This window comes from Agromyces sp. NPDC052230 (genome assembly GCF_040679595.1).
Taxonomy (GTDB): Bacteria; Actinomycetota; Actinomycetes; order Actinomycetales; family Microbacteriaceae; genus Agromyces.
On sequence record NZ_JBFAVC010000004.1, the window covers coordinates 308589 to 324900 of the forward strand.

General features: G+C 71.6%; 14 protein-coding genes. 9 read left to right on the top strand and 5 right to left on the bottom strand.

Features of this window, described 5'->3' with window-relative positions; all coding sequences use genetic code 11:
* Nucleotides 1-60: 60 nt before the first annotated feature.
* Complete coding sequence (locus AB0K73_RS11420; RefSeq protein ID WP_360512466.1) at nucleotides 61-1362, bottom strand: O-antigen ligase family protein; 1302 nt, start codon at nucleotides 1360-1362, stop codon at nucleotides 61-63.
* The gene (locus AB0K73_RS11425) at nucleotides 1359-2720 is read right to left on the bottom strand and encodes an O-antigen ligase family protein (protein WP_360512464.1); all 1362 of its coding nucleotides are present in this window, start codon (nucleotides 2718-2720) and stop codon (nucleotides 1359-1361) included. Before AB0K73_RS11425 ends, AB0K73_RS11420 begins: the two co-directional genes overlap by 4 nt.
* Before the next feature lie 115 nt (nucleotides 2721-2835).
* Here AB0K73_RS11425 and manA point away from each other — a divergent pair, with 115 nt between their 5' ends.
* The gene (gene manA, locus AB0K73_RS11430) at nucleotides 2836-4089 is read left to right on the top strand and encodes a mannose-6-phosphate isomerase, class I (protein WP_360512462.1); all 1254 of its coding nucleotides are present in this window, start codon (nucleotides 2836-2838) and stop codon (nucleotides 4087-4089) included.
* A gap of 41 nt (nucleotides 4090-4130) precedes the next feature.
* Here manA and AB0K73_RS11435 read toward each other — a convergent pair whose 3' ends face one another.
* Nucleotides 4131-5087, bottom strand: coding sequence for a helix-turn-helix domain-containing protein (locus AB0K73_RS11435; protein ID WP_360512460.1), 957 nt, complete (start codon nucleotides 5085-5087; stop codon nucleotides 4131-4133).
* Nucleotides 5088-5172: 85 nt separating this feature from the next.
* Between AB0K73_RS11435 and AB0K73_RS11440 the strand changes: the two genes are divergently transcribed.
* The 5 genes from AB0K73_RS11440 (at nucleotide 5173) to AB0K73_RS11460 (ending at nucleotide 11613) form a co-directional block, all read left to right on the top strand.
* Entirely contained in the window at nucleotides 5173-5322 is a 150-nt protein-coding gene (locus tag AB0K73_RS11440; RefSeq protein ID WP_360512458.1) for a hypothetical protein, read from the top strand.
* Nucleotides 5323-5418: 96 nt separating this feature from the next.
* Nucleotides 5419-6387 (top strand): UDP-glucose 4-epimerase GalE, encoded by a 969-nt coding sequence (galE, locus tag AB0K73_RS11445; RefSeq protein ID WP_360512456.1) that lies wholly within the window; start codon nucleotides 5419-5421, stop codon nucleotides 6385-6387.
* A 237-nt stretch (nucleotides 6388-6624) separates the two neighbouring features.
* Nucleotides 6625-6945 carry a WhiB family transcriptional regulator gene (locus tag AB0K73_RS11450; protein WP_360512454.1) on the top strand — a complete coding sequence of 107 codons (321 nt, stop codon included), beginning with the start codon at nucleotides 6625-6627 and terminating at the stop codon, nucleotides 6943-6945.
* A gap of 161 nt (nucleotides 6946-7106) precedes the next feature.
* Nucleotides 7107-10172 carry a glycosyltransferase gene (locus AB0K73_RS11455; RefSeq protein ID WP_360512452.1) on the top strand — a complete coding sequence of 1022 codons (3066 nt, stop codon included), beginning with the start codon at nucleotides 7107-7109 and terminating at the stop codon, nucleotides 10170-10172.
* Complete coding sequence (locus tag AB0K73_RS11460; protein ID WP_360512450.1) at nucleotides 10162-11613, top strand: DUF5719 family protein; 1452 nt, start codon at nucleotides 10162-10164, stop codon at nucleotides 11611-11613. Before AB0K73_RS11455 ends, AB0K73_RS11460 begins: the two co-directional genes overlap by 11 nt.
* Nucleotides 11614-11662: 49 nt before the next feature.
* On the opposite strand, the gene AB0K73_RS11465 is transcribed toward AB0K73_RS11460, so the two are convergent.
* Nucleotides 11663-12103 carry a hypothetical protein gene (locus tag AB0K73_RS11465; protein ID WP_360512448.1) on the bottom strand — a complete coding sequence of 147 codons (441 nt, stop codon included), beginning with the start codon at nucleotides 12101-12103 and terminating at the stop codon, nucleotides 11663-11665.
* A 45-nt stretch (nucleotides 12104-12148) separates the two neighbouring features.
* On the opposite strand from AB0K73_RS11465, the gene AB0K73_RS11470 reads away from it, so the two are divergent.
* The 3 genes from AB0K73_RS11470 (at nucleotide 12149) to ahcY (ending at nucleotide 15430) form a co-directional block, all read left to right on the top strand.
* On the top strand, nucleotides 12149-12364 hold the full coding sequence (locus tag AB0K73_RS11470) for a DUF3499 family protein (protein WP_360512446.1): 216 nt from the start codon (nucleotides 12149-12151) through the stop codon (nucleotides 12362-12364).
* Nucleotides 12361-13794 carry a phosphomannomutase/phosphoglucomutase gene (locus AB0K73_RS11475; protein ID WP_360512444.1) on the top strand — a complete coding sequence of 478 codons (1434 nt, stop codon included), beginning with the start codon at nucleotides 12361-12363 and terminating at the stop codon, nucleotides 13792-13794. Before AB0K73_RS11470 ends, AB0K73_RS11475 begins: the two co-directional genes overlap by 4 nt.
* A gap of 157 nt (nucleotides 13795-13951) precedes the next feature.
* Nucleotides 13952-15430: an adenosylhomocysteinase gene (ahcY, locus tag AB0K73_RS11480; RefSeq protein ID WP_360512442.1), complete on the top strand. Its 1479-nt coding sequence runs from the start codon at nucleotides 13952-13954 to the stop codon at nucleotides 15428-15430.
* 27 nt (nucleotides 15431-15457) lie between these two features.
* On the opposite strand, the gene AB0K73_RS11485 is transcribed toward ahcY, so the two are convergent.
* Nucleotides 15458-16300 carry an RDD family protein gene (locus AB0K73_RS11485; protein ID WP_360512440.1) on the bottom strand — a complete coding sequence of 281 codons (843 nt, stop codon included), beginning with the start codon at nucleotides 16298-16300 and terminating at the stop codon, nucleotides 15458-15460.
* Between the last annotated feature and the right edge of the window lie 12 nt (nucleotides 16301-16312).

Here is a 16312-nt window from a genome sequence, read left to right on the forward strand (position 1 = left end):
ACGAACCCGATCATCCTAGGCGCTAACCACGTGCCCTTCCAATCCACGTCGGATGCCGGATCAGTCGATCCGCTCCACGGTCGGAGCCGGCGGACGCCCCGCCGCCAGCGCATCCCGCCAGCTCATGTCTCGAGCCGCCTTCACCGCGCACACCACGAGCAGCAGCCACCCGCCGTCGACGAGCGCGAAGCTCTCGGCGAAGCTCGTGACCGCGACCGCCACGAGCATCAGCGCGGGCCACACGTACACGACGCTGCGTCGGCTCGACGCCAGCAGCCAGGCGCGTACGAGCGCGACCCCGATGAGCGCGACGAAGGCCATCGCCCCGATGACGCCCACCTGGAAGTAGGCATCGACGTAGCCGCTGAGCGCCGACGCGTGCGGTCGTCCGGTGGCGATCTCGATCCACGTATAGGGCGCGGCATCCGGCCAGGTCCCCACCCAGCCCCAGCCCTGCAGGGGGTTGTGGTTGAGGTACCGGCTGAGCTCGCGCCACACGTCGAGACGCACGTCGAACTCGTCCCTGGCGTCGAGGAGTTCGATGATGCGGATGCGGAAGATCCAGGCCATGGCGAGTGCAACGACCCCGACGGCGAGCAGTACCAGCTGCCACCGCCAACGATTGGCGGGGGTGGCGCGGCGCAACCCGTAGAGGGCGGCCATGGCGAGGAGCGAGGCGCCGAGCGCCGACCAGGTCGTGGGGGAGCCCGCCAGCACGATGCACGCCGAGGCGAGCACGACCGATCCGACCGCCACCGCCCGTTTCATGATGTGGGTTCGCCACTCCACGATGAAGGTGAGCAGGGCGACGAGCGCGACGAAGCCGAGGAGGTTCCGCGATCCGAACAGGCCCTGGATGGGGCCAAGCGAGGCGAGGTTCCCCTGGATCCCGAGGAACACGATGGGCATGTCGAGGAGCACGCCCGACAGCACCTCGAGCGCGATGGAGACTCCGAGGAGCATCCGCATGACGTCGCCGAAGGCCCGCACGATCTGGATGGTGTCCCGCATGAGCGCGACGTACACCCCGAGGAACGCGAAGGCGACGAGGTAGAGCACGCGGGTGGCGGTGATCCCGGGTGCCGCAGCGCCGGGCGCACTCCACAGCACGGATGCCGCGGCCCAGCCGACGAAGACGAGGATCGTGATGGGCAGGATCCCGTACCACTCGACGGCCCGCCACCGGGCGACGAGCGAGAGACCGCAGAGCACGAGCAGCCCGGCGAGGGCGGCGAGCAGACCCGGCCAGCCGATGAGGCTTCGGATGGCGTGCGTGGAGAATGCGAGTCCGACCGCGAGGAGGGTGAGCGCCTGTGCGAATCGGGCGGAGCCGACGAAGTCGCGCAGCAGGCTCGCGATCACCGGGCCTCCTCGGGCCGACGGCGGCGTGCGGGCAGCGGAGGCAGTTCGGCTGGCAGTGGTTCGTGCATCCACTGCCGCTGCTTCGTCGACCAGGCGATCACGATGAGCAGCAGCCAGCCGCCTTCGATGAGGATGCGGCTCTCGGCGAGGCTCTGTCCGACCAGCGCGACCAGCAGGAGGAGCGGCGCGAGCGCGGCGGCCGAGTGGGGGAGCGGTTGCCCGGCGGGGTCCACAGGCCGATCGACGGCGAGGAACCAGGAACGCCAGAGCGCCCCGATCACGATCGACGCGAACGCGACGATGCCGAGGATGCCGAGCTGGAGCCACACGTCGAGCCACGCGTTGTGCGCCTGCAGGTACTGCACGCCCTTGCGCACCGCGAGTCCGTCGAACGGTTCGACCCATGGCGCCCAGTAGCTCACCCACCCCCAGCCGAACCAGGGACGCTCGAGCGCGAGCCCGATCACCGCGCCCCAGATGTCGAAGCGTCCGGTGACGTCCTCGCTCTTCCCGAAGACGGCGAGCAGCTGCTGCCAGAACACCGTGAGGAGCGTGACGGATGCCACGACTGCGCCGCCGGCCGCCCAGTACACACCGCGACGACGGTCGGGCCCGGCCCGGCGTGCCCAGAGCACGAACCCGAGCGCGATGAGCACGACCGCACCCACGAGGATGACGGTCGCGGAGCGCGTGAGGAGCATGACGACGCCGGCGACCACCAGCCAGCCCACGCCCTGAGCGCGACGCACGCTTCCGGCGGCGAGCAGCGTGCCGAACACGATGAGGCCGAGCAGTGCCACCATGGCGAGGAGGTTGCGACTGGCGACGATGCCCTCGATGGGCCCGCCCTCGAAGAGGAGGCCCCGCGACCAGTAGAAGGCCATGGGCAGCTTGCCGCCGTCGGGATCGAAGTCGGGGAAGAAGGGGATCACCGGGTGGCGGACGAAGGTCGCGATCACGAGCTCGAAGGCGAGCGAGAGTGCGAGGATCCACTTGATCGCACCGCCGAGGCAGCGCACGAACCGGGTCCAGCCGAGCACCAACACGAGGGTCACGGCGACGAACGTGGTGGCGAGCGTGATCAGCACGGCGACCGCCGACTCGGCGGGGTAGGCCGACCACGCGATCGAGGCCGCGGCGACGATGAGGAACGCGATGGTCGACTTCGGCACCCGCCGCCACTGCCACGTCGGCCGCACCGCGATCACGATCGCCACCGCCCCGACGATGGCGAGCAGCGCGATCGTGCCGAAGCCCCACCAGCCGAGCAGGTTGCGCCAGAACTGTCCCGCGAGCGCCGTGAAGATGGCGAAGGTCGCGTACGCACCGATCAGGGAGCGGCGCCGGCCTGGGGTCATGCGTCCAAGGCTATCGCGCGCGAGGTTGCCGGAAGCTGACGGATGCCGCGCGCCCCGGTGGGCGCAGAAGCCCGTTGCTAGGTTGGAACCGACGACCGGAAAGGGGCCATGGGGCATGTTCGTGGCGATCGACAACACCCCGCGCGACTACGCGTGGGGATCGACGACGGCGATCGCGGAGTTCCGTGGCATGACGCCCTCGGGCGTGCCCGAGGCCGAGCTCTGGCTCGGCGCACACGCCGGCTCGCCCGCACGGGTCGTGGGCGGGGCATCCGTCGACCATGGCGACCTGGCAGCGTGGATCGCGGCCGAGCCCGAGCGCGCGCTGGGCGCAGAGCTGGCCGCCCGCGGTGCGCGGCTGCCCTTCCTCCTGAAGCTGCTCGCGGCGGGGGCGCCACTGTCGCTCCAGGCGCACCCGACCACCGAGCAGGCGCGGGCGGGCTTCGCGCGAGAGGATGCCGACGGTATTCCGCTCGACGCCTACGATCGCAACTACCGCGACCGGCACCACAAGCCCGAGCTCATCGTGGCGCTGAGCGATACCTTCGACGCCCTGTCGGGGTTCCGTCCGCTCGGCGAGGTCCGCGACATCCTCGGGGCGCTCAGGGCTGCGGATGCCGCATCCGCCTCGCCCGAGCCCGGCGCCCTCGACCTGCTCGAGCTGCACCTCTCGGGCCCCGATCCGCTGCGTGACACCGTCGAGTGGCTCCTCCGCGACGGGAGAGGCGAGGACACGGGAGAGGCCGCGTGGGTGGTCGAGCGGGTGACCGCGCTCGCCGGGTCGGATGACGCGCGACGCTCGCCGTACGAGCTGTCGTTCGAGACGGTGCGCGCGCTCGCCGAGGCGTATCCCGGCGATCCGGGCGTCGTGATCTCACTGCTCCTCAACCGGGTGCGGTTACGCCGCGGCGAGGCGCTCTACCTCGCCGCGGGCAACATCCACGCCTACCTCGACGGACTCGGCATCGAGCTCATGGCGGCGAGCGACAACGTCCTCCGCGGCGGGCTGACGCCGAAGCACATCGACGTCACCGAGCTCGTCGAGGTGCTCGACTTCACGCCCGTCGACCCGCCGCGGTTGGCGCCCGAGCCGGTTGCGCCCGGCGTGGTCGCGTTCCGTCCCGATGTGCCCGACTTCGTGCTCTACCGGGCGGAGCCGGGGTCGGATGCCGCGCGCGTCGCGATCGACGGACCGGCCATCGTGCTCGCCGAGGCGGGCGCCCTGCACGTGCGCGGCACGGCCGGGGAAGCGAGTCTCGCTCGGGGTGCCGCGGTCTACGTCACGCCCGAGGAGCGCGAGCTCCTCCTCGATGGCGACGGGATCGCGTGGATCGCGACGACCGGCGGGGAGGCGGCATCCGCCGACTGAGGCCCACGGACGCCGACTGAACGCAGGGATGCCGCGAACGGTCAGCCGGCCGCGCGCACCCCGAACAGCCGCCGATACTGCGTGGGCGTGGTCTGCAGCACCTTGAGGAAGTGGTGGCGCATGACCGCGGCGGCGCCGAAGCCCGTCTCGCGGGCGATCTCCTCGAGCGTGAAGGACGTCTCCTCGAGCAGCTGCTGCGCGCGCAGCAGGCGCTGGCGGTTGAGCCACGCGTTCGGCGTGGTACCGGTCTCGGCGCGGAAGCGCCTCGCGAACGTTCGCGGCGACATGAGCGCCTTGCGGGCGAGCAGGTCGACCGTGAGGTCCTGGTCGAGGTGCTCCACCATCCACTCGGTGACCTTGGCGAACGAGTCGCTGCCGCGGTCGGGCACGGGGGTCTGGATGAACTGCGACTGGCCGCCGTCACGCTGCGGTGGCACCACCATGCGGCGCGCCACGATGTTGGCGGCGCTCGCGCCGAGCTCGGTGCGCACGACGTGCAGCGCGGCGTCGATGCCCGCGGCGGTGCCGGCACCGGTGACGACCTTGCCGTCCTGCACGAAGAGGACGTCGGGGTCGACCTCGGTCTTCGGGAACTGGCGCGCCATCTTGTCGGTGTACATCCAGTGCGTGGTCGCCCGTCGCCCGTCGAGGACGCCGGCGTGCCCGAGCGTGAAGGCGCCCGAGCAGACGGAGAGCACCCAGGCGCCACGGTCGACGGCGTGCCGGACCACGTCGAGCACCCGCTCGTCGGGCGGCGTGCCGATGAGCGAGGCCGGCACGGCCACGAGGTCGGCCTGATAGGCGTATTCGAGTCCCTCGGTGACGACGATGTCGAAGCCGAGCTTCGTGGGGATCGGGCCAGGGTCGGCTGCCACCACGTGGAAGTCGAACGTCGGGCCCCCGTGCTCGGTGCGGTCGATGCCGAACACCTCGCAGATGACCCCGAATTCGAATGGCGCCATCTGGGGAATGGCGATGCAGGCGATGGTCTGGAGCACAGGAGCCTCCGAATGGCAGGAAAGATTCGATCTGCCGATACTCTGCCACTAGCGGCAGGATCTCGCAAGGCGTACATTAACTGCCATGAGCACACTCGTCTTCCTCGTCATCGCCGGGCTCGCCGTGTGGGGCGTCCTCGCCACCGTGCTGCGCCTCGAGGGCGACGGCTACGGACGGCCCGAGATCCGCGACCGCAACCGGCACGCGGAGAAGCTGCCGACCCGGTCCGCCTGAGCGAGGCCCGCCCCACGCCATCCGTGATCGTGCCCCCGCGCCCGCTCACTACGATCGAGTGAGCGCGGGGAGCGGCCCCGCGCGGAGAGCGGGAACATGAGCTGGCTGGTCACCGGAGGCGCCGGATACATCGGGGCCCACGTGGTTCGGGCATTCGCCGAACAGGGCATCGACACGGTCGTCGTCGACGATCTCTCGAGTGGCCGGCACGCGTTCCTCCCGCCGGCCACCCCGTTCGTGCAGGGAACCATTCTCGACGGACAATTGCTCGAGACGGCCTTCCGTCGCCACGACGTGCAGGGCGTCGTGCACCTCGCGGGGTTCAAGTACGCGGGCGTGTCCGTCAGCCGCCCCCTGCACACCTACCACCAGAACGTCACGGGAACCGCGACCCTGCTCGCCGCCATGGAGGCCACCGGGGTCGACCGCATCGTCTTCTCCTCGAGCGCCGCCGTGTACGGCACGCCCGACGTCGACCTCGTCACCGAGGACACCGAGCGGCACCCCGAGTCGCCGTACGGAGAATCCAAGCTCATCGGCGAATGGCTGATCGCCGACCAGGGCCGGGCTGCCGGCCTCCGCCACACGAGCCTGCGGTACTTCAATGTCGTCGGGTCGGGAACGACCGAGGTGTTCGACGTCAGTCCGCACAACCTCTTCCCGCTGGTCTTCGACGCGCTCATCGAGGGCCGGATGCCGCGGATCAACGGCGACGACTACCCGACGCCCGACGGCACGTGCGTACGCGACTACCTCCACGTGGCCGACCTCGCCGCCGCGCACGTCGTCGCGGCCAGACGGCTCGACGCGGGGGAGCCGCTCGAGCCGGTCTACAACCTCGGCTCCGGCGACGGCGTCTCGGTCGGCGAGATCATGCGCGCCGTCGCCGCCGTCACCGGGATCGACTTCACGCCCGAGATCGGTCCGCGCCGACCCGGCGACCCCGCCCGGATCGTCGCATCGGGCGAGCTCGCCGCGCGCGACCTCGACTGGGAGATGCGGCACACGCTGGCGGACATGGTGGCGAGTGCCTGGGAAGCGCGGCGCGCGGCATCCGTCGTCTGATGCCCGTGCCATCGAGTCCGTTCCCGGCGTTTCGGGTGTCCCTCGCACTGGGGGATGACAGTGGAACGGTCGGGGAACATAACGTCTCCGGAACACCGTCGGCGTGTCGCGTGCGGGTTGAAGCCTCGAGGGGCGCCTGAGGGTTTACGATCTGCGACTTGACTCTCACGAATTACACCGGTGTAATTGGTCATGACACACCCTCTGGGTGGTCGGTACAACTGGGTGGGAGACGATATGGGAAATCCTGAATATCGTTCTGGAGTACCTGAGGATTGGTTCGTCGATCCGGTGAGGCTCGGCGTTCCAGGGGTTCGTCCGGGGGCGGGCGACGAGAATCCGTTGGCATGGCAGAGCGACGCATTATGTGCACAGACCGATCCGGAGGCGTTCTTCCCTGAGAAGGGTGGGTCGACCCGCGACGCGAAGAAGATCTGCACGGGATGCGAAGTGCGCGGCGAGTGCCTGGAGTACGCACTCGCCAACGACGAGCGCTTCGGCATCTGGGGCGGACTCTCCGAGCGCGAACGCCGCAAGCTCCGCAAGCGCGCAGTGTGACGTCGACCCGGTGCGGGTGCCAGCCCGCACCGGGTCGAGGTCGCGCCTGCCGACCGCCGAGCACGGGGTCCGTCGGCAGGGTCGAGAACGCAGTCGGCCCGATTCGTGGCACGCCCGGCGGGTTGCGGATGCCACGCTGAGGGCCGCTTAGGCTGGCCCCGATGTTCCCCAGAGTCACCGCCGTCCTCGTCGTTCGCCACGGCGGCGACCACCTCGACCGCACGCTCGAGGGGATCCGCGCGCAGGTGCGGACGCCCGACGCGCTCGTCGTCGTGCTCACCGCCGCCGATGCTCAGGCGAAGGAGCAGGTCGGCGCGGCGGGACCGACGCAGGTCGTCGAGCTGCAGGAGGCGCTGAGCTTCGGCGAGGCGATCCGCGCCGGTGAGCAGGCGCTCGACGCACCCGGCTCCGAGGCCGATGCGCTCTGGCTCCTCGCCGAGGACTCGGCACCCGACCCCGGTGCGCTCGCCGCCCTCGCCGCCACCCTCGAGACCGCCCGATCGGTCGCCATCGCGGGGCCGAAGCTCATGCAGTGGGACGAACCCGAGCGGATCGCCGGGTTGGGTCGAACGTCGACCCGCCTCGGCCGCAGCGTGCCCGTCGTCGCCGGCGAGCTGGACCAGGGCCAGCACGATCGACTCAGCGACGTGCTGGGCCTCGACCCGGCCGCGATCCTGGTGCGGCACACCGTGTGGCGTGCGCTCGACGGGTTCGACCCCGGCCTGCCCACGGTGGACGACGCCCTCGATCTCGGCGTCCGCGCACGTTTGGCCGGGCACCGCGTTGCCGTCGTGCCAGAGGCCAGGGTGCGATTCGCCGCCGACGGGATCGCCGGAGCCGAGGGTGGCGGCCGTGGGCGCGCCGTGCGCCGAGGGGCCCGAGCGGCGCGAGCCGCCGAGCTCCATCGCCGACTCGTGTACGCGCCGCCTGCCCTGGTGCCGCTGCACTGGCTCAGCTTCCTCCCGCTCGCGCTGCTGCGATCCATCCGGCACCTGCTCGTGAAGCGTCCAGGCGCGATCTTCGGCGAGTTCGCGGCGGCCATCGGAACGATGTTCGCCCTGGGGAGCGTGAGCCGGGCACGTCGGGTGCTGGCGGGGTCGCGCACCACCGGGTGGTCGTCGATCGCCCCGCTCCGGCTGCAGCCCGACGAGGCGCGCCGGCGACATCAGGCGGCCGCCGAGGCCAGACGGGTGCGGGCGCGTGGCAGAACCGAGGAACTCCAGTTCCTGGGGGCGGGCGGAGGCTGGGTGCTGCTCGCCACCGTTGCCGCGTCGATCGGCATGTTCTCCTGGCTGATCGGATCCACCGGCGTGGGCGGCGGGGGTCTCCTTCCACTCTCCGGCTTCTCCGAGCTCTGGCGAAACGCCGCCTACGGCTGGCGCGACGTCGGCACCGGATTCGTCGGAGCCGCAGACCCGTTCGCGGGAGCCCTCGCCGTGCTCGGCTCGCTCACGTTCTGGTCCCCGTCGTTCGCCATGCTGCTGCTCTGGTTCGTCGCGATGCCGGCCGCGGCGATGGGTGTCTGGTTCGCGGCGTCGCGGCTCACCGAGCGCGGCTCGGTCCGGGCGCTCGCCGCCACCGTGTGGGCCGTGGCGCCGATGTTCCTGAGCGCGCTCGCCGAAGGGCGGCCGGGGGCCGTCCTCGCCCACGTGCTCCTGGGGTGGCTGGTGTTCGCGGTCCTCGGTGCCGCCACGTCGTGGGCGGCTGCGGCGACCGCTTCCCTGCTCTTCGCCGGCGTCGTCGCGGCCGCGCCCAGCCTCGCCCCGGCATTGGTGGTCGGATGGCTCGTCGGCATCGCCGTGAGCGGCCGCGCCGCCGTGCGTCTCGTCGGCCTCCCGATCCCCGCGCTCGCACTCGCGTTTCCGCTCGTCGTCGAGCAGGTGCGGCGCGGGACGCCGTTCGGCCTCCTCGCCGACCCCGGCGTTCCGGTGGTCGGGCCCGTGCCGTCGGCGTGGCAGCTCGCGCTCGGGTTCCCCGGTGGCGGTTGGGGCGGCTGGGAGGAGATCGTGCGCGCGGTCACTCCGCTCGATCCCCGGCTCGTGGCATCCGCGCTCCTCGTACCGCTCGTGCTCGCCGCCCTCGCGGCGGTGCTCACCTCCGACATCCGGCGCACCGTGCTCACGCTCGCCACGGCGCTCGCCGGGTTCGCCACCGCGGTCGCCGCCACGCAGCTCTCCGTCGCGACCGTCGGGCTCGAAGCCGTGCCCCTCTGGTCGGGTGCCGGGCTGAGCCTCGCCTGGCTCGGACTCATCATGGCCGCGGTCGCCTTCCTCCACGCGCTGCGACGTGGCGCGGCCATCGTGTCGAGTGTCGTGGCGATCTTCACGATCGTCGCCATCGTTCCCTCGATCGTGGCGATCGCGACCGGCGCCGTACCGCTCGGTCCGGCCGGTGAACGGAACCTTCCGGCCTATGTGATCGCCCAGGCCGACGCCGATCCGCGCATCACGACGCTCAGGATGGAGCCCGAGTCCGACGGCGGCATCCGTGCCACCCTCGAGCACGGCGCGGGCGCCACCCTCGATGACCAGTCCACGCTGCACCAAACCCGCGCCCGACTCACCGCCGAGGAGGAGGAACTCGCGACGGTCGCGGGCAACCTCGCCTCGAGAAGCGGGTTCGACCCGGGTGCCGCCGTGCAGGAGTTCGGCGTGGCGTTCGTGCTGCTCGCACCTGCCGCAGGCGACGGCCGCGAGGCGACGCAGGCCGAGGGACGCGCGCGCGCCGCGCTCGACGGCAACCCGGCGCTCGTCCCCGTCGGCGAGACCGACTTCGGCACGCTCTGGCGGTTCACCGACGCCGAGCCGGATGCCGCGGCCGCCCGGATTCCCGCCGGTGCCGGAGGGTGGCTCGCAACGCTCATCACGATCGTGCAGCTCGTCATCGTCGGCGCGACGCTGCTCCTCTCGATCCCGACGGGGGCCGGACGCGAAGCGGACCGGCGGCCGGTACGGCGGGCACCGCGCCGTCGGCCCGCGTGGCGGCTCCCGAGGCGGCGACGCCCGAAAGCCGTCAAGGCCGACAAACCGGTCACGCCCGCGGAGGCGACGGATGCAGAGGCTCCAGCCGTGGACCCCGAGGCCGCCGAGGCGGCCGAGGCACCCTATGTCGGGGCATCGGCCGTGGCATCCGATGACCGCGTTCCGACCCCCATCCCCGCCGTGACCGACCGCACCGTCGATACGGGCCCCGCCGATGCTCGGGAAGGAGACGACGATGGCCGTTGATCCCAAGCTGATCAGGATCGGGGCACGGGTCCTCGCCCTCGTTGCTGCGGCCGCACTGGCCGTTGGCAGCGTCGCCGCGGCCGCTCTCGTGCCCTGGCCCGAGCACCGGGTCGAGGTGCCGTCGCAGGAGGTGCAGCCCGCCGAGAGCCGGCAGCTGCGCGTGTGCCCCGGGCCGCTGTTCGCCATCGGCGAGGACCCCGCCGCGGCGACCGCCGTGTCATCCGTCGGGCCGGCCGAGATCGTGACTGCGACCGAGCCGTCGGGAGTGGCGCTGGAGCAGGTTCCGCTCGCTGCCCCCGCCAACGCGCGGGCCGCCGAGGACGGCGCGCCCATCGCGATCGCGGCGGAGCCCGGCGGCGTCGACGCCGGCTTGCTCGCGGCCGCCCAGTCGCAGTCGGTCGAGAGCGAGACCCTCTCGGGCTTCACCGCCGCAGCGTGCGGCGAGGCCGTCGCCGAGTCGTGGCTCGTGGCCGGCGCAACGAACCTCGGCCGCAGCGGTATCGTGCTCCTCTCGAATCCCTCGGCGGTCGCAGCGACCGTCGACGTGCGAGTGATCGGCGAGACGGGCGCCGTCGAAGCGCCGTCGGCCCTCGGCATCATCGTGCCGCCCGGGACGCAGCGGGTGCTCTCGCTCGCCGGCCTCGCACCGAACCTCACCTCACCCGTGATCCACGTCACGAGCGCCGGCGGCGCGATCGCGGCGAGCCTCGAGCACTCCGTCGTCGTCGGGCTCGCGCCGGCGGGCATCGAGCTCACGGGCGCGACGGCCGGCCCGTCGACTCGCCAGGTGATCCCCGGCGTCCTGGTGCCGCAGGCGGGCGGGGTCGAGGCGACCGAGGATCACGCCGACGGCGACGACCATCCCGTCGTTCGGTTGTTGGCGCCCGGCGATGAGCCGGTCGCCGTCTCCATCGGCGTCGTCCCCGAGTCGGGATCGGGCGGCACCACGATCGAGGCGGCCCTCGAGCCCGGCCGGGTCGTCGATGTCCCGCTCGGTGTGCTCGACGCCGGGGCCTACACGATCCGCATCGAGGCCGACGCCCCCGTCGTCGCCGCGGCACGCACAACCGTGGGCGGCACCGAGGGGCAGACGGATGCCTCGGCGCCGTCGGACCTCGCATGGACCGTCGCCACCGCGCCGCTGCTCGATGGGGCGGTCGTCGCGGTGCCCCGTGGACCATCTCCCATGCTCCATCTCGTGAATCCCGACGCCGAGACGGCGGCCGAGGTCAGGGTCGTCAGCGGCGGCTCGGAGCGGGTCGTCACGGTGCCGCCGGCGGGCGCGGCCTCGGTGTCGCTCGACGCCGGGGCATCCGTGGTGCTCGATGGCACCGAGGGCCTGCATGGCACGGTGTCGTTCGCGGGCGACGACGAGCTGGCGTCCTTCGGCGTGCAGCCGCCCAGCCCTCTCGACTCGCCGATCCAGGTGTATCCGCGCTGAGCTGCGCCGAGCCGCGCTGATTCGCGGCGCGCTTCGTGCGCCGCGGTCCTCAGAGGTGCCGGTAGCGCCCGGGTGAGAGCTCCCAGGGGTCCTTGTCGAGCAGCTCGGCCACCGCGCGGAACACGCAGCTCTCGATGAGGAGCTTCTCGTCGCGATCCTCGCCCTCCTGCAGCCGCAGGAAGCGCACGATCGGGAGGCGGTAGAACGTGATGCGACGCTCGTCGTGCCAGACCTTCCACCGGTCGATGTGGTCGCCGTGGATCGCCTCGGCAGGGCCCTGCGCAACCTCGAACACGACACCCTCGAGCTCGGGCCAGAGCCCACGCAGATAGGCGGCGGTCGTCGCGATGGTGAAGTCGAACTCGTCGAGCCTCGTGCGCAGCGGCTCGAGGTGCGGGCCGGTCACGGCCGAGCGCATGCCGCGCCCGTGCCGGTCCCGAGCGAGTCGCCGGGGTGAACGGGGCGTCGCGACACGACGGGATCGGGGCATGCCTTCCATCGTAATGTCCCAGCCCGTCGCTACTCTGGTGGAGCCATGAGACGTTGTTCGCGCACCGCATGCGCCGCTGAGGCGGTCGCGACGCTCACGTTCGACTATGCCGACTCGATGGCCGTGCTGGGCCCCCTCGCCATCAACCGCGAGCCGCACGGATACGACCTGTGCGCCCGGCACGCCGAGCGCACCTCGGCACCGGTGGGCTGGCAGGTCGTGCGGCACGTCTCACTCGGTGGGGTAGGTTTCAAGGCGTGAATCCCGCTGCACCCTCCGAGGCCCGTGCGCGCCTCGACGCCATCGTGAAGGCCTACGACGTCCGAGGAATCGTGGGGGAGGGCTTCACCGACGCGACCGTCGAGGCGCTCGGTGCGGCCTTCGTCGACGAGGTCGGCGCCGCGGGCGGCCGAGTCGTCGTCGGACACGACATGCGCGACTCGTCGCCCGGGTTCGCGGCGGCCTTCGCGCGTGGCGCCACCCGGCGGGGAGCCGACGTCGTCGCGATCGGCCTCTGCTCGACCGACGAGACGTACTTCGCGTCGGGCTCGATGAACGCGGCCGCCGCCATGTTCACCGCGAGCCACAATCCCGCCGCGTACAACGGCATCAAGTTCTCTCGCGCCGGCGCCCAGGGCATCTCGCTCGACACCGGGCTCGCGGCGATCCGCGACCGTGCCGCCGACTCCCTCGAGCAGGGCATCGCGGATGCCGCCGCACCGGGTTCGGTGGTCGAGGCCGACGTGCTGGCCGACTACGCGGCGCACCTCCGCTCGCTCGTGGACCTCAGCGGCATCCGGCCCCTGAAGATCGTCGTGGACGCGGGCAACGGCATGGGCGGGCTCACGGTCCCCGCGGTGCTCGGCGACGCCGCCGGCCTTCCCGCGCTTCCCCTCGAGATCGTGCCGCTCTACTTCGAGCTCGACGGCACATTCCCGAACCACGAGGCGAACCCGCTCGAGCCCGCCAACCTCGTCGACCTGCAGCGCGCGGTCGTCGAGCACGGCGCCGACCTCGGGCTCGCCTTCGACGGCGACGCCGACCGCTGCTTCGTCGTCGACGAGCAGGGCGCCGCGGTCACCCCGTCGGCGATCGCCGCGATCGTGGCGCTTCGCGAGATCGAGCGCGTGCGAGCGGCGGGCGAGCACGACGTCGTCGTGATCCACAACCTCATCACCTCGCGCATCGTGCCCGAGACGATCGAGGAGGCCGGCGCGCTCGCGGTGAGGACTCGCGTCGGGCACTCGCTCATCAAGGACCGGATGGCCGAGACCGGTGCAGTCTTCGGCGGCGAGCACTCGGCGCACTACTACTTCCGCGACTTCTGGGGCGCCGACAACGGCATGCTCGCCGCGATGCACGTACTCGCCGAGTTCGGCGCGCAGAACGCCCCATTGTCGGAGTTCGCAGCCCGCTTCGACCCCTACGCGCTCTCAGGGGAGCTCAACTCGACCGTCGACGACGTGCCCGCCGCCTACACCCGCATCGTCGAGGCCTTCACGGGCCGCGCCGACTTCGACGAGCTCGACGGGCTCACGGTGACGGGCATCACGGCGGGCGACGAGCCGTTCTGGTGGTTCAACGTGCGGCCGTCGAACACCGAGCCCCTCCTGCGCCTCAACGTCGAGGGTGAGGATGCCGCGACCATGGCGTCGATCCGCGACGAGGTGCTCGCCCTCATCCGCGGCTGACCTCGGCGCGCCGCGGCCTGTGCCCGCGCATGGTTCGATTCTGCGGAAATCCAATCCGCCGCGCCGAGCGGTCGCGCCCGCGCGCGGGGTGTCGGATCGTATCTCCGCAGGTCCGAACGCAGGGACGCGATCCGGAGGGAGTGACAGAATGGTCGGCATGGATGCCGCCGTCACCACCGCCCTCCCGTACAAGGTCGCCGACCTCTCGCTCGCCGAGGCGGGCCGCCACCAGCTGCGGCTGGCCGAGAACGAGATGCCGGGCCTCATGGCCCTCCGCGCCGAGTTCGGCGAGTCCAAGCCGCTCGCGGGCGCGCGCATCGCGGGCAGCCTGCACATGACCGTGCAGACCGCGGTGCTCATCGAGACGCTCGTCGCCCTCGGCGCGCAGGTGCGCTGGGCGAGCTGCAACATCTTCTCGACGCAGGACGAAGCGGCCGCGGCCGTCGTCGTCGGCCCCGATGGCAGCGTCGACGATCCCAAGGGCGTGCCCGTCTTCGCCTGGAAGGGCGAGACGCTCGAGGAGTACTGGTGGTGCACCGACCGCATCTTCGACTGGAGCGCGGAGGCCGCGGCATCCGGAGCCGACTGGATCGGCCCGAACATGATCCTCGACGATGGGGGCGACGCCACGCTGCTCGTGCACCAGGGTCGCGAGTTCGAAGCCGCCGGCGAAGTGCCCGAGGCGACGGATGCCACGAGCCACGAGTTCCGCGTCGTCCTCGACACGTTGCGCCGTTCCCTCGAGCTCAGCCCAGACCGGTGGACGCGCATCGCCGCCGAGCTCAAGGGCGTCACCGAGGAGACCACCACGGGCGTGCACCGCCTGTACGAGCTGCACGCGAAGGGCGAGCTGCTCTTCCCCGCCATCAACGTCAACGACTCGGTGACCAAGTCGAAGTTCGACAACAAGTACGGCATCCGCCACTCGCTGCCCGACGGGCTGAACCGTGCGACCGACGTGCTCATGGGCGGTAAGGTCGCGTTCGTCGCCGGCTACGGCGACGTGGGCAAGGGTGCCGCCGAGGCGCTCCGCGGGCAGGGTGCCCGCGTGATCGTGAGCGAGGTCGACCCCATCTGCGCACTGCAGGCGGCCATGGACGGCTACCAGGTGTCGCGTCTCGAGTCGGTCCTCGGTGAAATCGACATCCTCGTCACGGGCACGGGCAACAAGGACGTCGTGCGCGTCGAGCACCTCCTCGGGCTCAAGCACCTCGCGGTCGTCGCGAACGTCGGCCACTTCGACAACGAGATCGACATGGCCGGGCTGGAGTCGCTCCCCGGCGCCGAGCGCATCGAGATCAAGCCGCAGGTGCACGAGTGGCGCCTGCCCACCGGTCGCAGTGTGCTCGTACTGAGCGAGGGGCGGCTCATGAACCTCGGCAACGCGACGGGGCATCCGTCGTTCGTCATGTCGAACTCGTTCACGAACCAGGTGCTCGCGCAGATCGAGCTGTGGACGCGACCCGACGCGTATCCCGTGGGCGTCTACGTGCTGCCGAAGCACCTCGACGAGAAGGTCGCACGACTGCACCTCGACGCGCTCGGCGTGGAGCTCACCGAGCTCAGCCCCGAGCAGGCCGCGTACATCGGGGTGCCGGTCGAGGGTCCGTACAAGGTCGACCACTACCGGTACTGACCGGCGAGTATCGGCGGATGCCGCGCCTCAGCGCTCGGGGAAGCCGACCGGCTTCGCCGTGAGCTGCGGCGCGAGGGTGGCCATGCGGCGGTCCTCGATCGCGAGGGCGGCGAGATCGCGGTCGCGGCGGAGCGCGACGACGGCGGCGAGGAACAGCTCGGGCGGAGCATCCGGAACCGGGGACACGAATGGCGTCACCTCGGCGGCGAGCGACACCGCGACGCGTCCGCGGCTCTCGGGCGTGAGGTGCTGCACGTTGCCGAAGAACGCGGCGACGCGCCGCGCCACGGGGTCGGGCAGCCGGCCGACGTCGGCAACCGTCGCCCAGCCCGCGAGCTCTGGCGGCACGCCGAACGCGGTCTGCGGCAGCCTCGGCACTCGCTCCACCTGGGAATGCGTGCCCGCGAGCAGGTCGCCGAGGCGCTTCGACGAGGGGTTCAGGAATCCGACGAGCACCGCGAGGCCGCCGAACGTGAGGTAGGTCTCGATGACGCCTGTGAGCGCGCGGATGAACGCGTGCCGGAACCCGATCGCACCACCGTCGTCGCGCACGACGCGCAAGCCGAGTGCGAGCTTGCCGAGCGACCGGCCCCGCGAGGTGGTCTCGACTGCGGTGGGCAGCACCACGACGCAGAACACGAGGCCTCCGATGATGATGGCGCGCGCCGCGGCCTCATCGACCTGCAGGCCCGACAGCGCGAGGAGGAGCCCGATGATGAGCGCCACGGTGACGAGCACGTCGATCGCGGCGCCGCCGGCCCGGATGAGGGCGCTCGCGGGGCGGACATCGAGGGTCACGGCCTCGCCGGTGACGACGCCCTCGTCGTCGAATCGGGCGGCCCGGCTCCGGGTTCCGGTCGCGTCGGCCATGGGTAGTATTCA

Excerpts from the sequence above, each read along its gene's own strand:
- AB0K73_RS11450 (WP_360512454.1), top strand. The coding sequence starts at position 6,625 with ATGGGAAATCCTGAATATCGTTCTGGAGTACCTGAGGATTGGTTCGTC.
- AB0K73_RS11460 (WP_360512450.1), top strand. The coding sequence starts at position 10,162 with ATGGCCGTTGATCCCAAGCTGATCAGGATCGGGGCACGGGTCCTCGCC.
- galE (WP_360512456.1), top strand. The coding sequence starts at position 5,419 with ATGAGCTGGCTGGTCACCGGAGGCGCCGGATACATCGGGGCCCACGTG.
- AB0K73_RS11440 (WP_360512458.1), top strand. The coding sequence starts at position 5,173 with ATGAGCACACTCGTCTTCCTCGTCATCGCCGGGCTCGCCGTGTGGGGC.
- AB0K73_RS11470 (WP_360512446.1), top strand. The coding sequence starts at position 12,149 with ATGAGACGTTGTTCGCGCACCGCATGCGCCGCTGAGGCGGTCGCGACG.
- ahcY (WP_360512442.1), top strand. The coding sequence starts at position 13,952 with ATGGATGCCGCCGTCACCACCGCCCTCCCGTACAAGGTCGCCGACCTC.
- AB0K73_RS11425 (WP_360512464.1), bottom strand. The coding sequence starts at position 2,720 with ATGACCCCAGGCCGGCGCCGCTCCCTGATCGGTGCGTACGCGACCTTC.
- AB0K73_RS11485 (WP_360512440.1), bottom strand. The coding sequence starts at position 16,300 with ATGGCCGACGCGACCGGAACCCGGAGCCGGGCCGCCCGATTCGACGAC.
- AB0K73_RS11465 (WP_360512448.1), bottom strand. The coding sequence starts at position 12,103 with ATGCCCCGATCCCGTCGTGTCGCGACGCCCCGTTCACCCCGGCGACTC.
- AB0K73_RS11455 (WP_360512452.1), top strand. The coding sequence starts at position 7,107 with ATGTTCCCCAGAGTCACCGCCGTCCTCGTCGTTCGCCACGGCGGCGAC.
- manA (WP_360512462.1), top strand. The coding sequence starts at position 2,836 with ATGTTCGTGGCGATCGACAACACCCCGCGCGACTACGCGTGGGGATCG.